This window comes from Anaerococcus vaginimassiliensis, from assembly GCF_900626155.1.
Lineage (GTDB): Bacteria > Bacillota > Clostridia > Tissierellales > Peptoniphilaceae > Anaerococcus > Anaerococcus vaginimassiliensis.
In genome coordinates, this window is the sequence record NZ_LR130844.1 from 1,275,323 (window position 1) to 1,293,917 (window position 18,595).

Sequence of the window (18,595 nt, forward strand, 5' to 3'; positions counted from 1 at the left end):
TAAACTGTCTTCGGGCAGTTTATTTTTTATGTCCTTTATTATATAATTGAAATAGAGGTGAAAATGACCAATAAAAATCAAAATAGAATTAGAAAAAAGTCAAATAAAAAATCGCCTAATAGAACGAAGGCGAAAAAAACTAGAGAATTTACTTTTGATTTGAAGAAATTTTCCGTAATAATGATGTTCATACAGATTATATTATTTGTATTTATTTTAAGTTCGAATACTGGAATTATGGGAGATTTTCTTTCAGATTATTTCTCTAAAATATTTGGAAAACTTGCACTACTTGTTCCAGCTATAGTATTTCTTAGCTTTTTATTTGTTGCTAAAGGAAATTTTAGGAAGAACATCTCAAGGTTTCTATTAACCTATCTAATATTTCTTTTAACCTTGGCTATCTTATCAAGATCAACTATTAGAAATGACCTAGAGTGGACTATTCAATATGCTATGGTTCAAAAAGCAGACGCTGGTGGAGCTGTAGGTGGAATTATATGTTATTTTTTAGTTAACTTGATAGGAAATGTGGGTCTTTATATATTATATGGACTAAGTATTGTTTTCTTGATAGTTGACCTAAGCCCCTTTACTTATATTGAGTTTTTAAATCAAATTAAGGAAATGATACAAACACTCTTTAGTAAAACAGCTGAGTTTGCTAGACAAAAAAGTAAAACGATAAAAGAGAGGAAAGCTTCAAGAGAAAAAATAGATAAGGAAATAAACCAAGAAGAGATAAAAACTTACGATCCTTTACCAGTAGAAGATGATAAAATTAAATCTAAAGAAGTAAAGGAAGAAACAAAAGTTAAGAGAAAACCATTAAAGACCTATGATTTGGATAGTTTGGGCGATGCCAAGGTTAATAATTATAAGTCAAGGCAGGTTGAATTTGCTGATTTAAATGAGAACTTTAGGAGAGAATTTGGCAACTATACCTACCCAGCAATAGATCTTTTAGAAGATAGAAATAGCGACGGTGGAGTAGATGATGGAGAAATCAGACAAAGAGCTGTCGCTATAGAAGAAACATTAGATTCTTTTGGCATAGATGGAAAAGTTGTTCAGATAGATGTAGGACCAACAGTTACTTGCTATGAGCTAAAACCACAAAGAGGTGTGAAGGTAAGTAAGATTGTAAATCTAGCTGATGATTTGGCTCTATCTCTTGCCACAAGCGGAATAAGAATCCTAGCACCTATTCCAGGCAAAAGCCATGTAGGAATTGAAGTGCCAAATGACAAAAAGGAAGTCGTAGGCCTAAAAGAAATATTAGCATCTGAAAAATACGTCAAATCTAAATACAAGATTCCCTTTGCCATGGGAAAATCAATCTCTGGTGATGTTGAAGTATCTGCTATTGAAAAGATGCCTCACCTTTTAGTATCTGGAGCTACAGGATCGGGTAAATCTGTTTGTATAAACACCATAATTATGTCAATTTTATACAAACATTCACCAAATGATGTAAAACTTCTCTTGGTAGACCCAAAGGTAGTAGAGCTTTCTATCTACAATGGAATCCCACATCTAATTATGCCAGTTATAACAGATCCTAAAAAGGCATCATCTTCATTGTTTTGGGCTATATCTGAAATGGAAAAAAGGTACAAACTTTTTGAAAAACATCATGTTAGAGATATAGTAGGATACAAAAAAGCTCAAGAATCAGACGACTCAATGGAAAATTTACCATATATAGTTATCATAATAGACGAGTTAGCTGATTTGATGATGACTGTGGGAGCTGAGGTTGAGGATTATATAACAAGACTTGCCCAAAAATCAAGAGCTTGCGGAATCCATCTAATAATAGCAACCCAAAGACCAACTGTTGATGTAATAACAGGAACAATCAAAGCAAATATCCCATCAAGGATTTCCTTTGCAGTTACAAGTCAAATTGACTCTAGGACAATCTTAGATGCTCAGGGAGCTGAGAAACTCCTTGGCAAGGGTGATATGTTGTATCAATCTAGTGATTCAATGAAACCAACTAGGATTCAGGGAGCATTTGTATCTGATGATGAGGTAATGAATGTAGTACAATCAATCAAAGAGGGAAACGAAAGTGACTATGACCAAGAAGCCATAGAGAAGGTAGAAGAAGTTTCTGTAAAAGAATCAAATCCAAGTGATGATGAAGATGAATTAATAGATGAAGCAATTAAAATTATTATAAATGAAAATACAGCATCTGTTTCAATGCTTCAAAGAAAGCTTAAGGTTGGTTATGCAAGAGCAGGAAGAATAATAGATCAGCTCGAACAAAGAGGAGTAGTCGGAGGATATGAAGGATCAAAACCAAGAAAAGTTCTTGTAGATAGGTCCTATTTTGAAGGAGAAAATAATGAATATAGCTAATAAGATAACACTTGTAAGACTGTTTTTGATACCAGTTTTTGTAATTGTATTTATGATTGAGGGCAGAAGTATGAATATAGCTGCCATTATATTTATAGTTGCCTCTCTAACAGATGCCCTTGACGGGCACCTTGCTAGAAGCAGAAATTTAATCACAAATTTTGGTAAATTTGTAGATCCTTTGGTTGATAAGGTTTTGACTATGGCAGCATTTTTAGTACTAGTAGAAGATGGAACAATAGCAGCTTGGCCAGTTATTATAATAATTTCAAGAGAGTTAATTATAACAGGATTTAGAACCTTAGCTGCTGATTCAGGTATTACAATAGCTGCAAGCATGTGGGGAAAGGCAAAGACAACCAGTCAAATGATTGCTTTAGTTATGCTTTTATTAAATTCTCAATTACTAAATGGAATTGGAATGTATGTTTACTACCTAGCTGTAATATTGACAGTGATATCTGGAGTAGATTATATAGTTAAAAATAAAAAAGTTCTAGATTTAGAAAATATATAACTTATATAACCCTGCTTAAGGCAGGGTTTAACTTTGCCCAAAATACTTTAAGAAAAGTAAAAAAATGATATAATAAAAGTAATTGATAGTGTACAGATTATAGAAAAATATAGGAGTTTATTATGGATAAAGAAAAACAAAAAGCCTTGGATCAGGCATTTAAAAATATAGAGAAAAAATATGGTAAGGGAGCTATCATGAAGATGGGAGAAGCTCCTAAGATTTCTGTATCAGCAATACCAACTGGAGCTGTAAACCTAGATATGGCACTTGGAGTTGGTGGGATACCAAGAGGAAGAGTCATAGAAATATTCGGACCAGAATCATCTGGTAAGACAACACTTGCCCTTCATATAGTAGCAGAAGATCAAAAAGAAGATCAAACTTGCGCCTTTATAGATGCGGAGCATGCCCTTGATGCAGAATATGCAAAAAACTTGGGCGTAGACATTGATAATTTAATTTTATCTCAACCAGATACAGGAGAGCAGGGTCTTGATATAGCAGAAAGCTTAGTTAGAAGTGGTGCTGTAGATCTAATAGTAGTAGACTCTGTTGCAGCCTTAGTTCCTAAGGCGGAAATAGAAGGGGAAATGGGAGCAAGTCACGTAGGACTTCAAGCAAGACTTATGAGTCAAGCTCTAAGAAGACTTACTGGTGTTATTGCAAAGTCAAATACAACAGTAATATTTATCAACCAACTTAGAGAAAAAGTTGGGGTTATGTTTGGTAATCCAGAAACAACACCAGGTGGTCGTGCTCTTAAGTTTTATTCTTCTGTTAGACTTGATATAAGAAGACTTAAGACAATAACTCAAGGTGATGAATCAATTGGTTCTAGAACTAGGGTTAAAATTGTAAAAAATAAAGTTGCACCTCCATTTAAGGTAGTAGAATTTGATATTATGTATGGTCAAGGTATTTCTAAGTCGGGAGTTTTATTAGATACTGCTGTAGATTTAGATGTAGTTGATAAGGCTGGTTCTTGGTTTTCATACAAGGATGAGAAATTAGGTCAAGGTAGAGAAAAAGTAAAAGATTATCTTGAAGAAAATCCAGAACTTGCAAGTCAAATAGAAGCAGAAGTTCGTGCAACTATAAATGCTAAAGATGATGAAGATGAATCTCACGAAGAAGATAGCAAGGATACAAAAGATAAAGAAGATAAAAAAGTAGAGAAATAAGAAAAATCCTAGAAATTTTGGAGTTTGTCCAAATTTCTGGGATTTTAATATGAGTAAATTTATAAAAATGATAGTTGGTTTAAATCTCTTTTGCTCAAATTTGATATAGAAACACCTATAAGCCTTAGATATTCACCCTTATAAACCTCATTGAGAAGTCCTACAGACTCATTATATATATCAATTGCCGTGTATATTGGCTCTTGGAGGGTGATCGCCTTAGTATGAGTCTTAAATCTTTCATCTTTAATCTTTATATTGACAGTTTTACCTTGAATATCTTTTATATTCATCTCATCTTCTATCAATTCTGATAAATTTTTAAGGTAAGAATATAAAAGATTTATATCATTAGTATTTTTGCTGAAGGTTCGTTCTTTACCGATACTTTTTCTCTTCCTACTTGGATTTACTTTCCTGTCATCGACTCCCCTTATCACATGATAAATGTAAGTTCCTTGCTTGCCAAAATTATCAGTCAAATATTCTTCATCTAATTTTAATAGGTCACCTACCTTGCTTACACCTATCTTATTAAGCTTCTGACTAGTTTTCCTTCCTATACCATGAACCTTATCAATAGAGATATCAGGAAGCATTTTATCAAGGTCTTCTTTATTTATTTGGGTGATACCGTGAGGTTTTTTCCAATCACTAGCTAATTTTGCTAGAAACTTGTTATAAGATATACCAACAGAAATGCTTATACCAGTTTGCCTATGGACTTTATCTTGTAAAATATGGGATATTTTTTGTGGATTATCATTATCAACTACTAAATAAGCTTCATCCACAGACACTTGCTCCATTACTTTTGAAAAAGTTTTAACTATGGCAAACACTTCGCGAGATTTTTCTCTGTAGTATTTATGGTCAACAGGAATTATAATAAGATTTGGGCAAAGTGTTTTGGCCATAAAAACAGGCATAGCTGAATGAATACCAAAGGTGCGAGCCTTATAATTTGCTGTAGTAATTATTGATTTATTTGAAAGTCCACCAACAGCTAGTGGCAAGTTTTTTAATTTAGGATTTCTTAATTCTTCGCATGATGCATAAAAAGCATCACAATCGACGTGAAATATGTATCTCATAAACCCATTATACTTTAGATTGTTGGTATAGCTTGTTTTATAAATTGGCATATCATTTTTATAAGTTTTGCTATAAAAGTTTAAATAAAGTAAGATATAGGTATGAGAATAGATAAATTTTTGAAAAATTCAAGGATAATTAAAAGAAGGCAAGTGGCAAAGGAAGCCTGTGAAAATGGTAGAGTTACCATCAATGATAAGATAGCTAAAGCAGGTAGCCTTGTAGAAGAAGGAGATGTGGTGGAGGTTGTATTTGGAACAAGCACATTAAAAGTTAGGGTGCTTAGCTTGATTGATGGAGCTAAAAAGAATACTGCCACCAGCATGTATGAGGTAATAGATGGCTAAGAAAAATTCATACCTTAAAAGGAGAAGAAAGCAAAACCAGAGGTTTTTGTTAACGATTTTTGCTGTTTTACTAATATCTGGTCTTTCATATTATGCCTATGGAGTTAAGGTAAATAGAGAAATGGTTAGTCTAGATAAGGAAATTCATTCCTCAGTAAAGAAAAAAGAAAGTCTCCAAGCAGAGATTAAAGAGCTAAAAGATGATTACGAAAAAAGAAATACTGATGAATTTAAGGAAAAAATAGCCAGAGATAGACTTGATATGGTCAAAAAATCAGAAGTGGTCTACGAAGATGACAATAATTGATGATATAAGAAAAACTATTTTAGATAATAATCTGATAGAAAAAGATGATTTGATTATAGTTGGTGCCAGTGGAGGGCCTGATAGTCAGTTTCTTGTTTATGCTCTAAATGAACTAAAAAATGAATTGAAATTCGATATAATTCTTGCTCACTTTAATCACCTTCATAGGAAGGAAGCTAAAGAAGATGAGATGCTTGTTAAAGAAACAGCAGAAAAATTAGGTCTTCGTTTTGTGACAAAATCCCAAAGTATGGATGATTTTGCTAAAAAGATGAAAATATCTCCAGAAGATGCTGGCAGAAGATTGAGGTATGAGTTTTTTAGAAGTATTGAAAAAGATAGAAATCCTAAGATTGCAGTAGCTCACACCTTAGATGATCAAGCAGAAACAGTTCTAATGAGAATAATTCGTGGAACAGGAGTAAACGGTCTGGTAGCTATGACCTACAAAAATGATGATATCATAAGGCCTATTCTTGATATTAAAAAACAAGACCTTCTAGTTTATTTAGATGATAATGGCATTAGATATCACATAGATAAAACAAACAACGAGACAGACTATACTAGAAATAAAATAAGGCTTGATATTATTCCACAAATCGAAAAAATCAACCCCAATTTTAAGAAATCTTTGGTAAACTTATCTCATATAGCATCTGACGAAACAAGTATTACTGATAGATATATAGAAAATTTGTATGCTGAAGTATTGCTAGAATCAAAAGATAGTTTTGTAAGTCTTAATAGGAGAGATTTTGATAAATTAGATGATTCATTGAGAGCTAAGATACTAAGAAGAGCGATTTTGGATATCAAAGGCGAAATCAGAGATATCAGCAAAGAAAATATAGATAGATTTTTAGAAATTATTAGTCTTGATAATGGTAAGTCTATCATAAAAGATGATTTAATCCTTACAAAGTCATATAATCAATATAGGCTTTATATTAATAAACCAAATGCAAAAATTTTTGCTGATGTTTCAATAGATATAGGAGATGAAATTAGATTTGGAACTTATAAAATAAAGGTTACAAAGGTAGACTCTTATAGAAAGAAAAAAGCCAAAAATGTCGAATACTTCGATATGGATAAGCTTAGCTTTCCTCTAAAGGTAAGATTCAGAGAAAACGGTGATTTTATAAAACCTATAGGCATGAACCATAGAAAAAAGCTCAAGGATCTTTTTATAGACTATAAAGTAGATAAGTTTAAAAGAGATAATATACCAATAATATTGTCAAAAGATGATATAATTTGGGTAACTGGTTTAAGAAGCTCGGAGGATTACAAAGTTGATCCTTCAACAAAAAATATTATAAAAATAGAGGTAGAAGATGATAACTGATTACAGTGAAATTATTGACAGAGTGTTAATAGATGAAGAAAGCTTGAAGCTTAAAATAAAACAATTAGCAAAAACAATCAACGACTACTACAAAGACAAGGACGAAGTTATTCTTGTAGGTATTCTAAAGGGATCTGTAATGTTTATGGCAGAACTTGCCAAAAGTTTAAAGATTGATATGAAGATGGACTTTATGGTTGTATCATCATATGCAGAAAACACTTACTCTTCCGGAAATGTTAAAATCCTAAAAGACTTAGATATTGATGTAAAAGGTAAGGAAGTGTTGATTGTAGAAGATATAATTGATACAGGATACACATTAAGAAAAACAAAAGAAAATCTAATCAATAGAGAAGCAAAAGATGTTAAAATTGTAACTCTTTTAGATAAGCCTGAAAGAAGAGAAGTAGAAATAAAACCAGATTGGTCAGGCTTTAAAATACCAAACGAATATGTTGTAGGTTTTGGTCTAGATTATGATCAGTTATACAGAAACTTGCCTTACATAGGTATTTTAAAGAGATCATTTTATGAAGATATTGAGGATGTAAAATAGGTCTTTGGCCTATTTTATTTTTAAGGAGTTAGTATGAAAAGTTTTGATTCGATGATAATTATACTTTATGGTGTTATAGTTGTATTTTTCTTATATAGAATTATTAAACAAATGAAAGATAAGAAAAAACTTGAAGGAAATATCGAAAGCTTTAAACGTCCTTCATCAACTTTTGAAGTTATTCTATTTTCTGTATTAACTGTTACGGGAATTGTGAACTTATATTTTGGATATGTGCAAAATAACAAGCAAAATATGCTAACTGCTGTAGTTATGATTGCCCTTGCTGTAGTATTTGCAATCTCAACAAGGTCAAAATTATATGTGGCAGAAAATGGAATTTTGTCAAATGCAGCATTTTCAACATATAAACAAATCAAAAAATGGGGATTTGACCCAGAAAACGGCGATTTTGTAATGTTAGTTAAAGATCAAAAAGGTGAAAATAGAGAAGTAACGAAGGTAAATAAAGCTGATATCGAAAGAATAAATACCCTTATTAGAAAATATAAGTTAGGCAAGTAAGCTTGAAATTTGCTCCAATAAACGTATTATATTAGGGTTAATTTGAATGTGAATTGGAGCGACGATGTTACTAGTAATAGATATTGGAAATACAAACACAGTTATAGGTGTTTATGAGAAAGAAAATTTAAAATCTAAATTTAGAGTGGCGACCGATTTGAAAAAAACAAGTGACGAATTGGTGGCTACTTTATTTAATATGTTGGCAATTAAAAAAATAGACGTAGCAGATATCGAAGATACGATTATGTCATGTGTAGTACCGGATGTTATGTATAACTGGCAATCTGCAAATAGAAAGCTATTTAACAAGGAAGCTATAGTGGTGGATTCTGAAACTCCTACTTTTCTTACAATAGAGTATGAAAACCCAAAAGAAGTTGGAGCAGATAGAATTGTCGATGCAGTAGCAGCTTTTAGCAAATATGGTGGTCCAGCCATAGTCGTAGATATGGGAACAGCCATTACATTTGATGTGATTACCGAAGATAAGAAATATCTAGGAGGATCAATTGCACCAGGCATAAGGATTGCCCAAGACGGACTATTTGGTTCAACTGCTATGTTACCTAAAATTGAATTGATGCAACCAGAAAGTGCAATAGGGAAAAACACGCCAGATAGCATTAATGCAGGTATAGTTTTTGGATATATAGGAATGATTGATAGTATTATTTCTGTATTAATTAATGAAATCAAAGAAAAATACAAGATCAATCCAGACGATATTAAAATCGTCGCTACTGGTGGGTATTCAGAGTTGATTTCAGCTTCAAGTAAATATATAGAAATAATAGAACCTGACCTAATGCTTGAAGGTCTAATGCTAATTTATGAAAGAAATCATGATAAATAAACCAATAATGTTAGCTCCGCTTGCTGGAGTGACAGATGCAGCCTTTAGGATAATCTGTGAAGAAAATGGTGCTGATAAAACCTTCACTGAAATGGTATCTGTAAACGCTTTGTTATATGATAACAAAGCTACTCGTGAGATAATGTATAGGTCAGATCTTGAGAAAAATTGCAACATACAAATTTTTGGCAACGATCCAGCCATTATTGAAAAAGTTGTAAAAGAGAAAATAAATCCTAGGGATGATTTTAAAGAAATAAGTTTTAATATGGGATGTCCTGCTCCCAAGATTTTTAAAAATGGTCAAGGATCAGCCCTTATGGGTGATATAAGAAAAGCTCAAGAAATTGCAAAAACATTGGTTGATGCAACTGATAAAAAGGTAAATGTCAAGTTTAGGCTAGGGATAGATGAAAGTTCTATAAATTATATTGATTTTGGTAAAGCACTTGAAGATGCTGGAGTTGATTATGTCATCCTACATGCTAGGACTCGTTCTCAACAATACTCTGGCAAGGCGAATTGGGATGATATTAGAAAGCTTAAAGAAGCTTTAAGTATTCCAGTAGTCGCAAACGGAGATTGCTTCTCAGTTGAAGATTATATAAAAATAATCGAAACTACAAGTGCAGATGGAGTAATGATAGCCAGAGGTGCAATGGGAAACCCATTTATATTTAGGCAAATTAAAGATTATCTAAAAGGTGAAAAAATAAAAGATCCAACCTACGACGACATATTAGATACTATCAAAAGACAATATGACTTATCTCTTACTTACAAGGAAGAAAGACTTGTGATAAATCAGATGAGAAAACACGTCGGTTGGTATATAAAGGGACTCCCACAAGCTGCATCATACAGAGATAGGGTAAACAAACTTAGAACAAGCGAGGAGATTTTTGATCTACTCGATGAATATAGGAAATATTTAGAGGATAATTATGACAGAAAATAAAGAAGTAATATTAAGTAAAGAATATCTTGAAAAACTTGAAGATGAGTTAGAATATCTAAAAACAAAAAAACGTCCAGAAATAGCAGAGAAAATTAAAGTTGCAAGAAGCTTTGGTGACCTTTCAGAAAATGCTGACTACGATGAAGCCAAGAATGAACAAGGTGAAGTAGAATCAAGAATAGCAAAAGTTGAAGATATGATTAGAAATGCCAAAACAATCGAGGTAAACGAAAATTCAGATGAAGTTGGCGTTGGTAATACAGTAACTGTATATGATGAAGAATTCGACGAAGATTTAGAATATAAAATCGTAGGTACTGCTGAATCTAATCCACTAGAAGGATATATTTCAAATGAAAGCCCAGTTGGAGCAGCATTAATAGGTAAGAAAGTTAACGAAAGAGTTGAAGTAAGTACACCTAATGGAAAGATGTATTTTGTAATCAAAAATATTAAATAAAGGAGAGAAAATGGCTGACAACAAAGACTTAAATGAGATGCTAAAGATCAAAAGAGACAAGCTTGAAGATCTAAAAAAAGAAGGTCGTGATCCACACAAAATTGTTAATTTCAAAGGTAGAATATCATCAAATGAAATTAAAGATAACTTTGACGACTACGATGGCAAAGAAGTAAGAATTGCCGGAAGAATCATGGCTAAGAGAGGTCATGGAAACATGAGCTTTATGGATATCCAAGATGAATCCGGTCAAATCCAAATTGTAAACCGTAAAAATGTTATCGGTGAAGAATTTAAGCAAGTAAAAAAATATGATATTGGTGATATAGTTGGTATAGACGGCAAGGTATTTAAAACTAATCAAGGTGAAATATCAATAGAAACTGAAAAACCAGTACTAATGACTAAATCTCTACAAATTCTTCCAGAAAAATGGCACGGTCTCAAAGATCCAGACCTAAGATATAGACAAAGATATCTAGATCTTATAGTTAACCCAGAAGTAAAGGATGTCTTTGTACAAAGAAGCCAAATAATCTCAGAAATTAGAAGATTCTTGGATGGTAGAGGATTCTTGGAAGTTGAAACTCCAATCCTAAATACAATTGCAGGTGGAGCAACAGCAAGACCATTTACAACTCACCACAACAGTTTAAATATTGGGATGTATTTAAGAATCGCATCTGAGCTATATCTAAAAAGACTAATCGTTGGTGGATTTGATAAAGTTTATGAAATAGGAAGAATGTTTAGAAACGAAGGAATGGATGCAACTCACAATCCTGAGTTTACAACAATGGAACTTTACCAAGCTTACGGCGACTTTGAAGATATGATGGAAATAACCGAAACTATGGTTGAAACAGTTGCTCAAAAAGTAAAAGGCACAACTGTAGTGGAGTTTGACGGCAATGAAATCGAACTAAAAGCTCCTTGGAAGAGAATGACAATGATTGATGCTGTCAAAGAATATTCTGGTGTAGACTTTAATGAAATCAGTGATTATGACGAAGCTGTAGCCAAAGCTAAAGAAAACAACGTTGAAGTAAAAGGAACTATTGGAGAAATCATTGCAGAATTCTTTGATGAATTTGTAGAAGATAAACTAATCCAACCTACATTTATTACTGATTATCCAGTAGAAATATCTCCACTTGCAAAAAGAAAAAATGATGATGATAGCTTGACATACAGGTTTGAAGCATTCATTAATGGTGCAGAAATTGCCAATGCCTTCTCTGAATTAAATGATGCAGCAGATCAAAAAGGTAGATTCTTAGACCAAGTTGCAAAAAGAGAAGCAGGTGATGATGAAGCTCAAATGATGGATTATGATTTTGTAAATGCCTTAGAAGTAGGTATGCCTCCAACAGGTGGTTTAGGAATTGGTATTGATAGACTAATCATGATTCTAACAGGTCAACACTCAATTAGAGACGTATTGCTATTTCCTACAATGAAGCCAATAGGTCAAGAAAAAGAAGAAGCTTCAAACAAACAAAAACTTGATTCTATTGATGAAGAACCAATAGAAATTGATTTCTCAAAAGTACAAATCGAAGATATATATGAAGACGTTGACTTTGAAACATTCACTAAATCAGACTTTAGAGCAGTTAAAGTAATAAATTGTGAGGAAGTTCCAAAGAGCAAAAAACTTCTAAGATTTACTCTTGATGATGGTACAGGTACTGAGAGAACAATTCTTTCTGGTATTAAGAACTATTACGATGCCGAAGATTTAGTAGGAAAAACTCTTCTTGCTATAGTTAACCTCCCAGCAAGAAAGATGATGGGCGTAGAAAGTCAAGGTATGCTACTATCTGCAGTACACAAGGAAGAAGATGAAGAAAGACTAAATTTAATCATTCTTTCAAATAGAATACCAGCAGGTGCTAAACTTTATTAGTTAATACAAGCGGAAAGTTTTTATAACTTTTCGCTTTTTCTATGAAAAAATTTAGAGATAATGTATTTTTTTGAAATAAACACTAAAACAATTATGTAGAGAATTTGACTTTGTCATAATAAGGGGTAAAAATATTAGTGATACAAGAATATGTATTATTTGTGTAAAGTATATTTAGAAAAAATGTAAATAGATCCACATAATTTGCTTGCATTTTCTACACAATTAGTATATAATTTAAGTATCAAAGATGAAAATAAAAAGGAGATTATCATAATGAAAAAAAGAAATGTATTAGCATTGGCACTTGCTGCTGGTCTTGTTCTTGGTGGAACATCTTATGCAGAAGAAGATCCTACACCAGCAGAATCACAATTTGCTCTAACAAAAGAAGAAAAACAAGTTAAAGAAGATGTAGCTAAAAATAACGCTCCTCTAACAGATGCTGAAAGACCAAAATTCAAGGAACCAGGTTACAACCTTGACAAAAATGGTAATGTTAAGGAACTAACTCCAGCTGAACAACCTTCATTCAAATTTGAAGATTCAAAAGGAAATCCAAAAAATCCTGAATTTACAGAAGCTGAAGCTCCAAAGTTCCAATATCTAGAAAATGGAAAAGAGTTTAACAATGTTGAATTAAACAAAGCTGAAGATCCATTTGGATCAGCAAATGTTAAAAAAGATGCTCCAAAAACTTCAAAAGAAAATAACCCAAGATATTTTAAGAGTGTTCAAGAAGCAGTAGCAGCTTATCCAGGATCTACACCAATGTATGAAAATGGTAGATATGTAGTATACTCTGACAAAGCTCCACTAATCGGATACGAATTCGACTCAGTAGAAGCTGCAACAGATGTATTTCCTAACCTAGAAGTAGAAGCTAAAAATGGTAAATACTACGTTTACACATCTCAAGCTCCACTTCTAAAATATACATTTGATACACAAGAAGAAGCTTTCGAAGCCTTCGAAGATTTAAAACCAATGTATGAAAACGGAAAATACGTAATCTACACTCAACTAGCTCCAAAAGTAACATACGAATTTGCTACAGCTGAAGAAGCTCTAAAGGCATTCCCAGGAGCATTCGTAGAAGCTAGAGATGGTAAATTCTACGTCCACACAAATTTCGAACCAGTTGAAGGAACTGTTGCTAAAAAAGTTGTTGGTAACCCAACACCACTTAAGAAAATCAGCTCTGAAACAGGTGAAGTTATTGAAGAAGCTAAAGCTTCTAACAAAGTAGCTGGCAATGCTAAAGCTCCAGTTAAAGAAACTAAAGTTGTAGCTCCAGCTAAAGCTAACACAAACGTTAAAACAGGTGTTGCTGGACTTACAGGTGTAGTTGCAACTCTTGCAGCAGCATCAGCAGCTTTATTCAAATCTAAAAGAAGATAATTTATTTTAAAAATAAATAAACACAAAAAAGCGAGATTGTTTCTCGCTTTTTATTTACCAATGATAAATAATTGTATTAATATAGTAATCTAAAAGTCCCTAGAGATTTCTAGGAACTTTTTTTAGTTGAAATATATCCAATTGATTGCTTTTTTTAGAACTTTAAAGTCTATTTTATCTGTTTCAAATATTTCTCCGTCTATATTAGCTAAGAATGATTTACTGGATTTTATAACACCCTCACAAGTTTTGTACTCATTTAAATAAGGGCTTTTTTGGTGTTTGCCATTTTTATATTTTATTATCATATTTGGCAATTTGTAAAAGGGTATTTTACTTGCAGTTATTAGGTTAATATGCCCGTCATTTATCTTAGCTAGGGGAGCTGGATTGAAACCAGATCCATAATATGATCCATTGCAAAGGGCGCTAATCAGATATTTACCCTTTATAGTTATTATATTACCGCACAGGTCTTTTAGCTCAATTTCTAAATCTTCATAAGTTATTTCTTTTAAGGAATTAATTACAGAATATATATATGCTTTTTTACCTAGTGATGAATCTTTTTCTAGTATATCATAAGCTCCTTTTAAAACGTGTGTATCAAATCCTAGACTAGTTACATTTACACAAAGCTTGTTATTTATTCGAATAAGGTCAATAGGACTTGTTGTAAACTTAAATATGCTATTGACATTAAAATTCGTATAATCGAAATTTTTTGCAAAATCATTTCCTGTACCTGTTGGTACGAGTCCAACAGCTATATCCTTGCCATAACAAGCATTTACAAGCTCATTTAGTGATCCATCACCACCACAAATGATTGCATATTTATTTTCGAAATTTTCCTTATCGAAATCGTCTATTAATTTTTCTATGTGTCCCTTGTAGAGTGTTTCCTCAATTTGAACTTCGTAATCTATATTATTTTCCTCATATACCTTTAGTATATCTTCTTTTTTTATTTCTAGCTCGCTCTTACCGGCTTTTGAGCTAATTATTATCAATACTTTTTTCATAATTTCTCCAGATTTATTATACTAAATATACTTATTAATTAAAGTAGATTAATTTTGTATAATTGTAGTTAAAAAGTCTAAAATTAATAAGATAGTGTGGTATGGTTATTGTATCTTCAAAATTAAACTCTAGTTTGGTATAGATTAGAGAGTTTTCTTTAATTATGTTAAAATAGATTAGAGGAGTGTTTATGAAAAATAAAAGATTTAGAATAATGACTATATTTTTGTTAGTGCTCTTATTTGCGTCTTGCTCTAACAAGGATGATAATATAGATACAAGTCCAAAATCTGTAGATGAGCTTATAAATAATATAGATAATATTGCTAAAAAGCCAGATACTACTGAAAAAGCTTCTAGTAAAGAAGAAGTTAAGGAAGACAGGTCTGAGGCTAAGAAAAATTGGGAAAAGTCATTAGCAAAGAATAAGGATAATGAAAAAAAGAAAGAAAAACCAAAGAAGAAAATCCTAAACTTTGAAGATGAAGATAATGAAGAATATTCTAAAAAAGCCAGGATAAAGTTCTTTGGTGATACTATGGCTCACTTTGAACAAGTTCAATATGCCCTAAATTATGGAGGAGGAGAATATGATTTCTCCAACCAGTTTTCTTATATATCAGACTATGTAAAAGATGCCGATCTTTCTATAACAAATTACGAAACTACGACAAATCCTAATAGAGAATACGCTGGTTATCCTGCGTTTAATACACCAGGAGTTTATCTTAAAAATATAAAGGATGCTGGTTTTGACGTAGTTACAACAGCTAACAATCACACTCTTGATACTGACGAAGAAGGAGTATTTAGTACAATTGATGCCATAGAAAATGCTGGGCTTGATTATGTAGGAACTCATAAGGATGATGGTGAAAGAATCTTATACAAAGATGTAAACGGCATAAAAGTTGCTATTTTATCTTATACCTACGGGTGTAATGGCAAGGTTGACCTACTAACTGTAAGAGATGAAGTAGATTATGTAAATTATATTCATGATGACTTAATAAAGGAAGATATCAAAGAAGCAAAAGATAAGGGAGCATACTTTGTAATAGTATATCCTCATTGGGAAATTGAGTATGAATCTTATCCTATACAAGAAACTGTAGAAAGAGGGCACGATATGATAGATTGGGGAGCTGATTTAGTAATAGGAAATCATCCGCATGTCGTTCAGCCTGTTGAGAAATATACTACTGATGATGGTAGAGAAGGACTTATAGCATATGCTTTAGGTAACTTTGTGTCAATGCAATCTTTAGAATCGTTTGGCGATGCTAGAGTTGAACAGAGCCTTAGCATAGACCTTAATATTGAGCTTGATGAAAAAACAGGTAAGAAGAAAATATCAAATATTAAATATAATCCTTTATGGGTGGGTACTACTTATGATGAATATGGAGCTAGTGTAAAAACCTACAGATGCGAAGATTTCCTAGAAGGCGGAGATAAATACGATCTAGTAGATGAAAATCAAAGAGCTAGGATAAAACAAGCCTATGATATGACTATGGAAACTGTTAATACCGAGGTTATTGAATGAATTTTTTAAACCAATACGAAATAAATATCTTAAACGCTATACAAAATATGAGAACAGACACACTAGATGATATTATGGTAACAATTACGGCCTTGGGTAATGGCGCTATATTTTGGATAAGTTTAATATTTGTTTTTTTCTCTATTAAATCATACAGAAAAATTGCAGAAGTAATCACCATATCATTTATTCTAAATCTTTTGATTGTAAATATATTATTAAAAGTATCTGTTGGAAGAGTTAGACCCTACGAGGCATTTGAGTTTACTGATTTACTGATAAGACATCTATCAGATAACTCCTTTCCATCAGGCCATACTTCATATGCATTTTCATTTGTAACAGTTTTATTCATGTTATCAAAGTCAAAAATTATAAATTGGTATATGGCAATAATTGCAATACTAATTGCATTTTCTAGGTTGTATCTTTATGTTCACTTTCCAACTGACGTATTGGCAGGAGCTATAATAGGTATATTACTTGGCATATTGGCACTTAAGATATATAATACGAATGCATATAGAGAAGTACGAAGGAAATTAATTTACAAAATGATGAAGTGATGGTATAATATAAAGGTATTAGGCCGGTGTGTTGGAATTGGCAGACGAGACAGACTCAAACTCTGTTGTCCACCAGGGCGTGTGGGTTCGAGTCCCACCACCGGCACCAATACTTTTTTTTATTTAAATCAAGTTAAATACGATTAACCCCAAAATCTAATAGGTGATTTTGGGGTTTTTATATACAATATTTATTTAAAATTTAGCAAAAAAATGGAGCTAGAAACAGGACTTGAACCTGCAACCTTCGGTTTACGATACCGCTGCTCTACCACTTGAGCTATTCTAGCATAGTTATATATTACCACAAATTTATTATTTTGTGTGCATTTTCTATATTTTTATTGTAAGTTTGAGGATATTTGATATAATTATTAGTATGGAGTTATTATGGATTTATCAAACATATTAAACAATTTAGGTGATTTATTAATAAACAATCGAATAACCTTAATTCCAATAGTATTTATTGTAATCTTACTAATTCTTTACATAGCCTCAAAAGCTTTTAGGAAAAGTGGATTGATGATATTAGCTATAACATTTGCTATTGACTATGGAATAAGATCATTACCTATAAATCTATACGAGGTATTTCCTATATTAAATAATGTGATAGCTGGGATGTATCTATTAGGTGCTATAGTTTTTGTTTTTAAAATAGGAAAGATACTGTTTAAAACATCAACTAACTTAGTTAAGGCAAGTAAATACAAGGGTAAGAAAAAGGGATTTTTCGCATATACCGGATCCTTGGCCTTTATTATAATGGTTTTAGTAAATATCATAGATTCTAATAATTATATTCCTCAAGAGATTAAAAGTCTTTTGACTTCCCTATCATTCTTGTATATGATTTTTAGAACGCTTTTTTCAACCTACAAACATCTTAACGATAAGGATGTTAGACTTATAAATGACAAGATGGAGTTTGATGATATAGATGAGTATTTAAATGAAAAGAAAGAAGATTTACCTAAAAAGAACTCTACTAGAAGAAGAATTAGAAGAAAAAATCTAGATGATGATATTAAGATTTATGACGGTTTAGATAATAGTCATGAGTATTCCAATGCTAACGATTATGACAGTAAAGTTAGGGATGATTTTTTCGAAGAAACTAGCAAGGAAGAAAAGATTGAAGAGATTGAAAGGGAGCTTTCAAATACTGATATCATTCATCTTGCAACTAGGGATGATAGCAAAGCTAAGAACTTCACAACCTTAAAAATAACAAACATAAACACTGGAGATAGTTCTTCTTATACTAGCAAAAATGCCAAATTTAAAATGGTAGAAGAAAAGGAATACAAAGTTGATTTAGAGTTTGAGCAATATAATGATTATGATTATGGTAGGTTTATTGATATTTTGATTATGTATTCAAAGGATAGAGATAAGTATAAGTTTGAGCTTATAGTAGAACCATCCGATATGAAACATTCAAAGATAGTATTATATGATCCTTCCAATATCTTTGATTTTGGCGGAGAAAACTATCAAAACATTGGAGGAAGAATTATTAGCATGAATTTCCCGAAATATAAGATTAATTTTATAACTGGAAATTAGCAAATAAACAAGCGCTTAGGATAGGAGTTGTCCTATCTTTTGC

18 protein-coding genes and 2 tRNA genes are annotated in these 18,595 nt (G+C 32.0%); 17 read left to right on the plus strand and 3 right to left on the minus strand.

The window, feature by feature from the left end; genetic code table 11:
- Positions 1-63 precede the first annotated feature (63 nt).
- From E0D87_RS06240 to recA, 3 genes are all read left to right on the plus strand, one after another.
- The gene (locus E0D87_RS06240) at positions 64-2,370 is read left to right on the plus strand and encodes an FtsK/SpoIIIE family DNA translocase (RefSeq protein WP_130819774.1); all 2,307 of its coding nucleotides are present in this window, start codon (positions 64-66) and stop codon (positions 2,368-2,370) included.
- Complete coding sequence (gene pgsA, locus E0D87_RS06245) at positions 2,357-2,887, plus strand: CDP-diacylglycerol--glycerol-3-phosphate 3-phosphatidyltransferase (RefSeq protein WP_004834277.1); 531 nt, start codon at positions 2,357-2,359, stop codon at positions 2,885-2,887. Before E0D87_RS06240 ends, pgsA begins: the two co-directional genes overlap by 14 nt.
- A gap of 122 nt (positions 2,888-3,009) precedes the next feature.
- Positions 3,010-4,071 (plus strand): recombinase RecA, encoded by a 1,062-nt coding sequence (gene recA, locus E0D87_RS06250; protein ID WP_130819775.1) that lies wholly within the window; start codon positions 3,010-3,012, stop codon positions 4,069-4,071.
- 59 nt (positions 4,072-4,130) lie between these two features.
- Here recA and E0D87_RS06255 read toward each other — a convergent pair whose 3' ends face one another.
- Positions 4,131-5,165, minus strand: coding sequence for a DNA polymerase IV (locus E0D87_RS06255; protein WP_130819776.1), 1,035 nt, complete (start codon positions 5,163-5,165; stop codon positions 4,131-4,133).
- A gap of 102 nt (positions 5,166-5,267) precedes the next feature.
- On the opposite strand from E0D87_RS06255, the gene E0D87_RS06260 reads away from it, so the two are divergent.
- From E0D87_RS06260 to E0D87_RS06305, 10 genes are all read left to right on the plus strand, one after another.
- The gene (locus E0D87_RS06260) at positions 5,268-5,513 is read left to right on the plus strand and encodes a S4 domain-containing protein (RefSeq protein WP_130819777.1); all 246 of its coding nucleotides are present in this window, start codon (positions 5,268-5,270) and stop codon (positions 5,511-5,513) included.
- The gene (locus tag E0D87_RS06265; RefSeq protein ID WP_130819778.1) at positions 5,506-5,820 is read left to right on the plus strand and encodes an FtsB family cell division protein; all 315 of its coding nucleotides are present in this window, start codon (positions 5,506-5,508) and stop codon (positions 5,818-5,820) included. The genes E0D87_RS06260 and E0D87_RS06265 overlap by 8 nt, the downstream gene beginning before the upstream one ends.
- The gene (gene tilS, locus E0D87_RS06270) at positions 5,807-7,171 is read left to right on the plus strand and encodes a tRNA lysidine(34) synthetase TilS (protein ID WP_130819779.1); all 1,365 of its coding nucleotides are present in this window, start codon (positions 5,807-5,809) and stop codon (positions 7,169-7,171) included. The genes E0D87_RS06265 and tilS overlap by 14 nt, the downstream gene beginning before the upstream one ends.
- Positions 7,161-7,730, plus strand: coding sequence for a hypoxanthine phosphoribosyltransferase (gene hpt, locus E0D87_RS06275; protein WP_130819780.1), 570 nt, complete (start codon positions 7,161-7,163; stop codon positions 7,728-7,730). The genes tilS and hpt overlap by 11 nt, the downstream gene beginning before the upstream one ends.
- A gap of 33 nt (positions 7,731-7,763) precedes the next feature.
- Positions 7,764-8,255, plus strand: coding sequence for a DUF986 family protein (locus E0D87_RS06280; RefSeq protein ID WP_130819781.1), 492 nt, complete (start codon positions 7,764-7,766; stop codon positions 8,253-8,255).
- Between the two features lie 64 nt (positions 8,256-8,319).
- Positions 8,320-9,111, plus strand: a complete 792-nt coding sequence (locus E0D87_RS06285) for a type III pantothenate kinase (RefSeq protein WP_130819782.1) — start codon at positions 8,320-8,322, stop codon at positions 9,109-9,111.
- Positions 9,089-10,069 (plus strand): tRNA dihydrouridine synthase DusB, encoded by a 981-nt coding sequence (gene dusB, locus E0D87_RS06290; RefSeq protein WP_130819783.1) that lies wholly within the window; start codon positions 9,089-9,091, stop codon positions 10,067-10,069. Before E0D87_RS06285 ends, dusB begins: the two co-directional genes overlap by 23 nt.
- On the plus strand, positions 10,056-10,529 hold the full coding sequence (greA, locus tag E0D87_RS06295) for a transcription elongation factor GreA (protein WP_130819784.1): 474 nt from the start codon (positions 10,056-10,058) through the stop codon (positions 10,527-10,529). The genes dusB and greA overlap by 14 nt, the downstream gene beginning before the upstream one ends.
- Before the next feature lie 10 nt (positions 10,530-10,539).
- A complete protein-coding gene (gene lysS / locus E0D87_RS06300; RefSeq protein ID WP_130819785.1) occupies positions 10,540-12,438 on the plus strand; it encodes a lysine--tRNA ligase in 1,899 nt (632 codons plus the stop codon).
- A 276-nt stretch (positions 12,439-12,714) separates the two neighbouring features.
- Positions 12,715-13,839, plus strand: a complete 1,125-nt coding sequence (locus tag E0D87_RS06305; RefSeq protein ID WP_130819786.1) for a hypothetical protein — start codon at positions 12,715-12,717, stop codon at positions 13,837-13,839.
- A 122-nt stretch (positions 13,840-13,961) separates the two neighbouring features.
- On the opposite strand, the gene E0D87_RS06310 is transcribed toward E0D87_RS06305, so the two are convergent.
- Entirely contained in the window at positions 13,962-14,864 is a 903-nt protein-coding gene (locus tag E0D87_RS06310; protein ID WP_130819787.1) for a diacylglycerol/lipid kinase family protein, read from the minus strand.
- Positions 14,865-15,055: 191 nt separating this feature from the next.
- Between E0D87_RS06310 and E0D87_RS06315 the strand changes: the two genes are divergently transcribed.
- From E0D87_RS06315 to E0D87_RS06325, 3 genes are all read left to right on the plus strand, one after another.
- On the plus strand, positions 15,056-16,414 hold the full coding sequence (locus E0D87_RS06315) for a CapA family protein (protein ID WP_130819788.1): 1,359 nt from the start codon (positions 15,056-15,058) through the stop codon (positions 16,412-16,414).
- Complete coding sequence (locus E0D87_RS06320; RefSeq protein ID WP_130819789.1) at positions 16,411-16,980, plus strand: phosphatase PAP2 family protein; 570 nt, start codon at positions 16,411-16,413, stop codon at positions 16,978-16,980. The genes E0D87_RS06315 and E0D87_RS06320 overlap by 4 nt, the downstream gene beginning before the upstream one ends.
- A gap of 22 nt (positions 16,981-17,002) precedes the next feature.
- Positions 17,003-17,089: transfer RNA gene (locus E0D87_RS06325), tRNA-Leu, on the plus strand.
- A 105-nt stretch (positions 17,090-17,194) separates the two neighbouring features.
- Here the strand turns inward: E0D87_RS06325 and E0D87_RS06330 are convergent.
- Positions 17,195-17,270, minus strand: a tRNA-Thr gene (locus tag E0D87_RS06330).
- A 100-nt stretch (positions 17,271-17,370) separates the two neighbouring features.
- Between E0D87_RS06330 and E0D87_RS06335 the strand changes: the two genes are divergently transcribed.
- Positions 17,371-18,552 carry a hypothetical protein gene (locus E0D87_RS06335; protein ID WP_130819790.1) on the plus strand — a complete coding sequence of 394 codons (1,182 nt, stop codon included), beginning with the start codon at positions 17,371-17,373 and terminating at the stop codon, positions 18,550-18,552.
- Positions 18,553-18,595: the final 43 nt, after the last annotated feature.

Bases quoted from the DNA above. Each gene is read 5' to 3' on its own strand.
- E0D87_RS06240 (WP_130819774.1), top strand. From the start codon at position 64: ATGACCAATAAAAATCAAAATAGAATTAGAAAAAAGTCAAATAAAAAA.
- pgsA (WP_004834277.1), top strand. From the start codon at position 2,357: ATGAATATAGCTAATAAGATAACACTTGTAAGACTGTTTTTGATACCA.
- recA (WP_130819775.1), top strand. From the start codon at position 3,010: ATGGATAAAGAAAAACAAAAAGCCTTGGATCAGGCATTTAAAAATATA.
- E0D87_RS06255 (WP_130819776.1), bottom strand. From the start codon at position 5,165: ATGAGATACATATTTCACGTCGATTGTGATGCTTTTTATGCATCATGC.
- E0D87_RS06260 (WP_130819777.1), top strand. From the start codon at position 5,268: ATGAGAATAGATAAATTTTTGAAAAATTCAAGGATAATTAAAAGAAGG.
- E0D87_RS06265 (WP_130819778.1), top strand. From the start codon at position 5,506: ATGGCTAAGAAAAATTCATACCTTAAAAGGAGAAGAAAGCAAAACCAG.
- tilS (WP_130819779.1), top strand. From the start codon at position 5,807: ATGACAATAATTGATGATATAAGAAAAACTATTTTAGATAATAATCTG.
- hpt (WP_130819780.1), top strand. From the start codon at position 7,161: ATGATAACTGATTACAGTGAAATTATTGACAGAGTGTTAATAGATGAA.
- E0D87_RS06280 (WP_130819781.1), top strand. From the start codon at position 7,764: ATGAAAAGTTTTGATTCGATGATAATTATACTTTATGGTGTTATAGTT.
- E0D87_RS06285 (WP_130819782.1), top strand. From the start codon at position 8,320: ATGTTACTAGTAATAGATATTGGAAATACAAACACAGTTATAGGTGTT.
- dusB (WP_130819783.1), top strand. From the start codon at position 9,089: ATGAAAGAAATCATGATAAATAAACCAATAATGTTAGCTCCGCTTGCT.
- greA (WP_130819784.1), top strand. From the start codon at position 10,056: ATGACAGAAAATAAAGAAGTAATATTAAGTAAAGAATATCTTGAAAAA.
- lysS (WP_130819785.1), top strand. From the start codon at position 10,540: ATGGCTGACAACAAAGACTTAAATGAGATGCTAAAGATCAAAAGAGAC.
- E0D87_RS06305 (WP_130819786.1), top strand. From the start codon at position 12,715: ATGAAAAAAAGAAATGTATTAGCATTGGCACTTGCTGCTGGTCTTGTT.
- E0D87_RS06310 (WP_130819787.1), bottom strand. From the start codon at position 14,864: ATGAAAAAAGTATTGATAATAATTAGCTCAAAAGCCGGTAAGAGCGAG.
- E0D87_RS06315 (WP_130819788.1), top strand. From the start codon at position 15,056: ATGAAAAATAAAAGATTTAGAATAATGACTATATTTTTGTTAGTGCTC.
- E0D87_RS06320 (WP_130819789.1), top strand. From the start codon at position 16,411: ATGAATTTTTTAAACCAATACGAAATAAATATCTTAAACGCTATACAA.
- E0D87_RS06335 (WP_130819790.1), top strand. From the start codon at position 17,371: ATGGATTTATCAAACATATTAAACAATTTAGGTGATTTATTAATAAAC.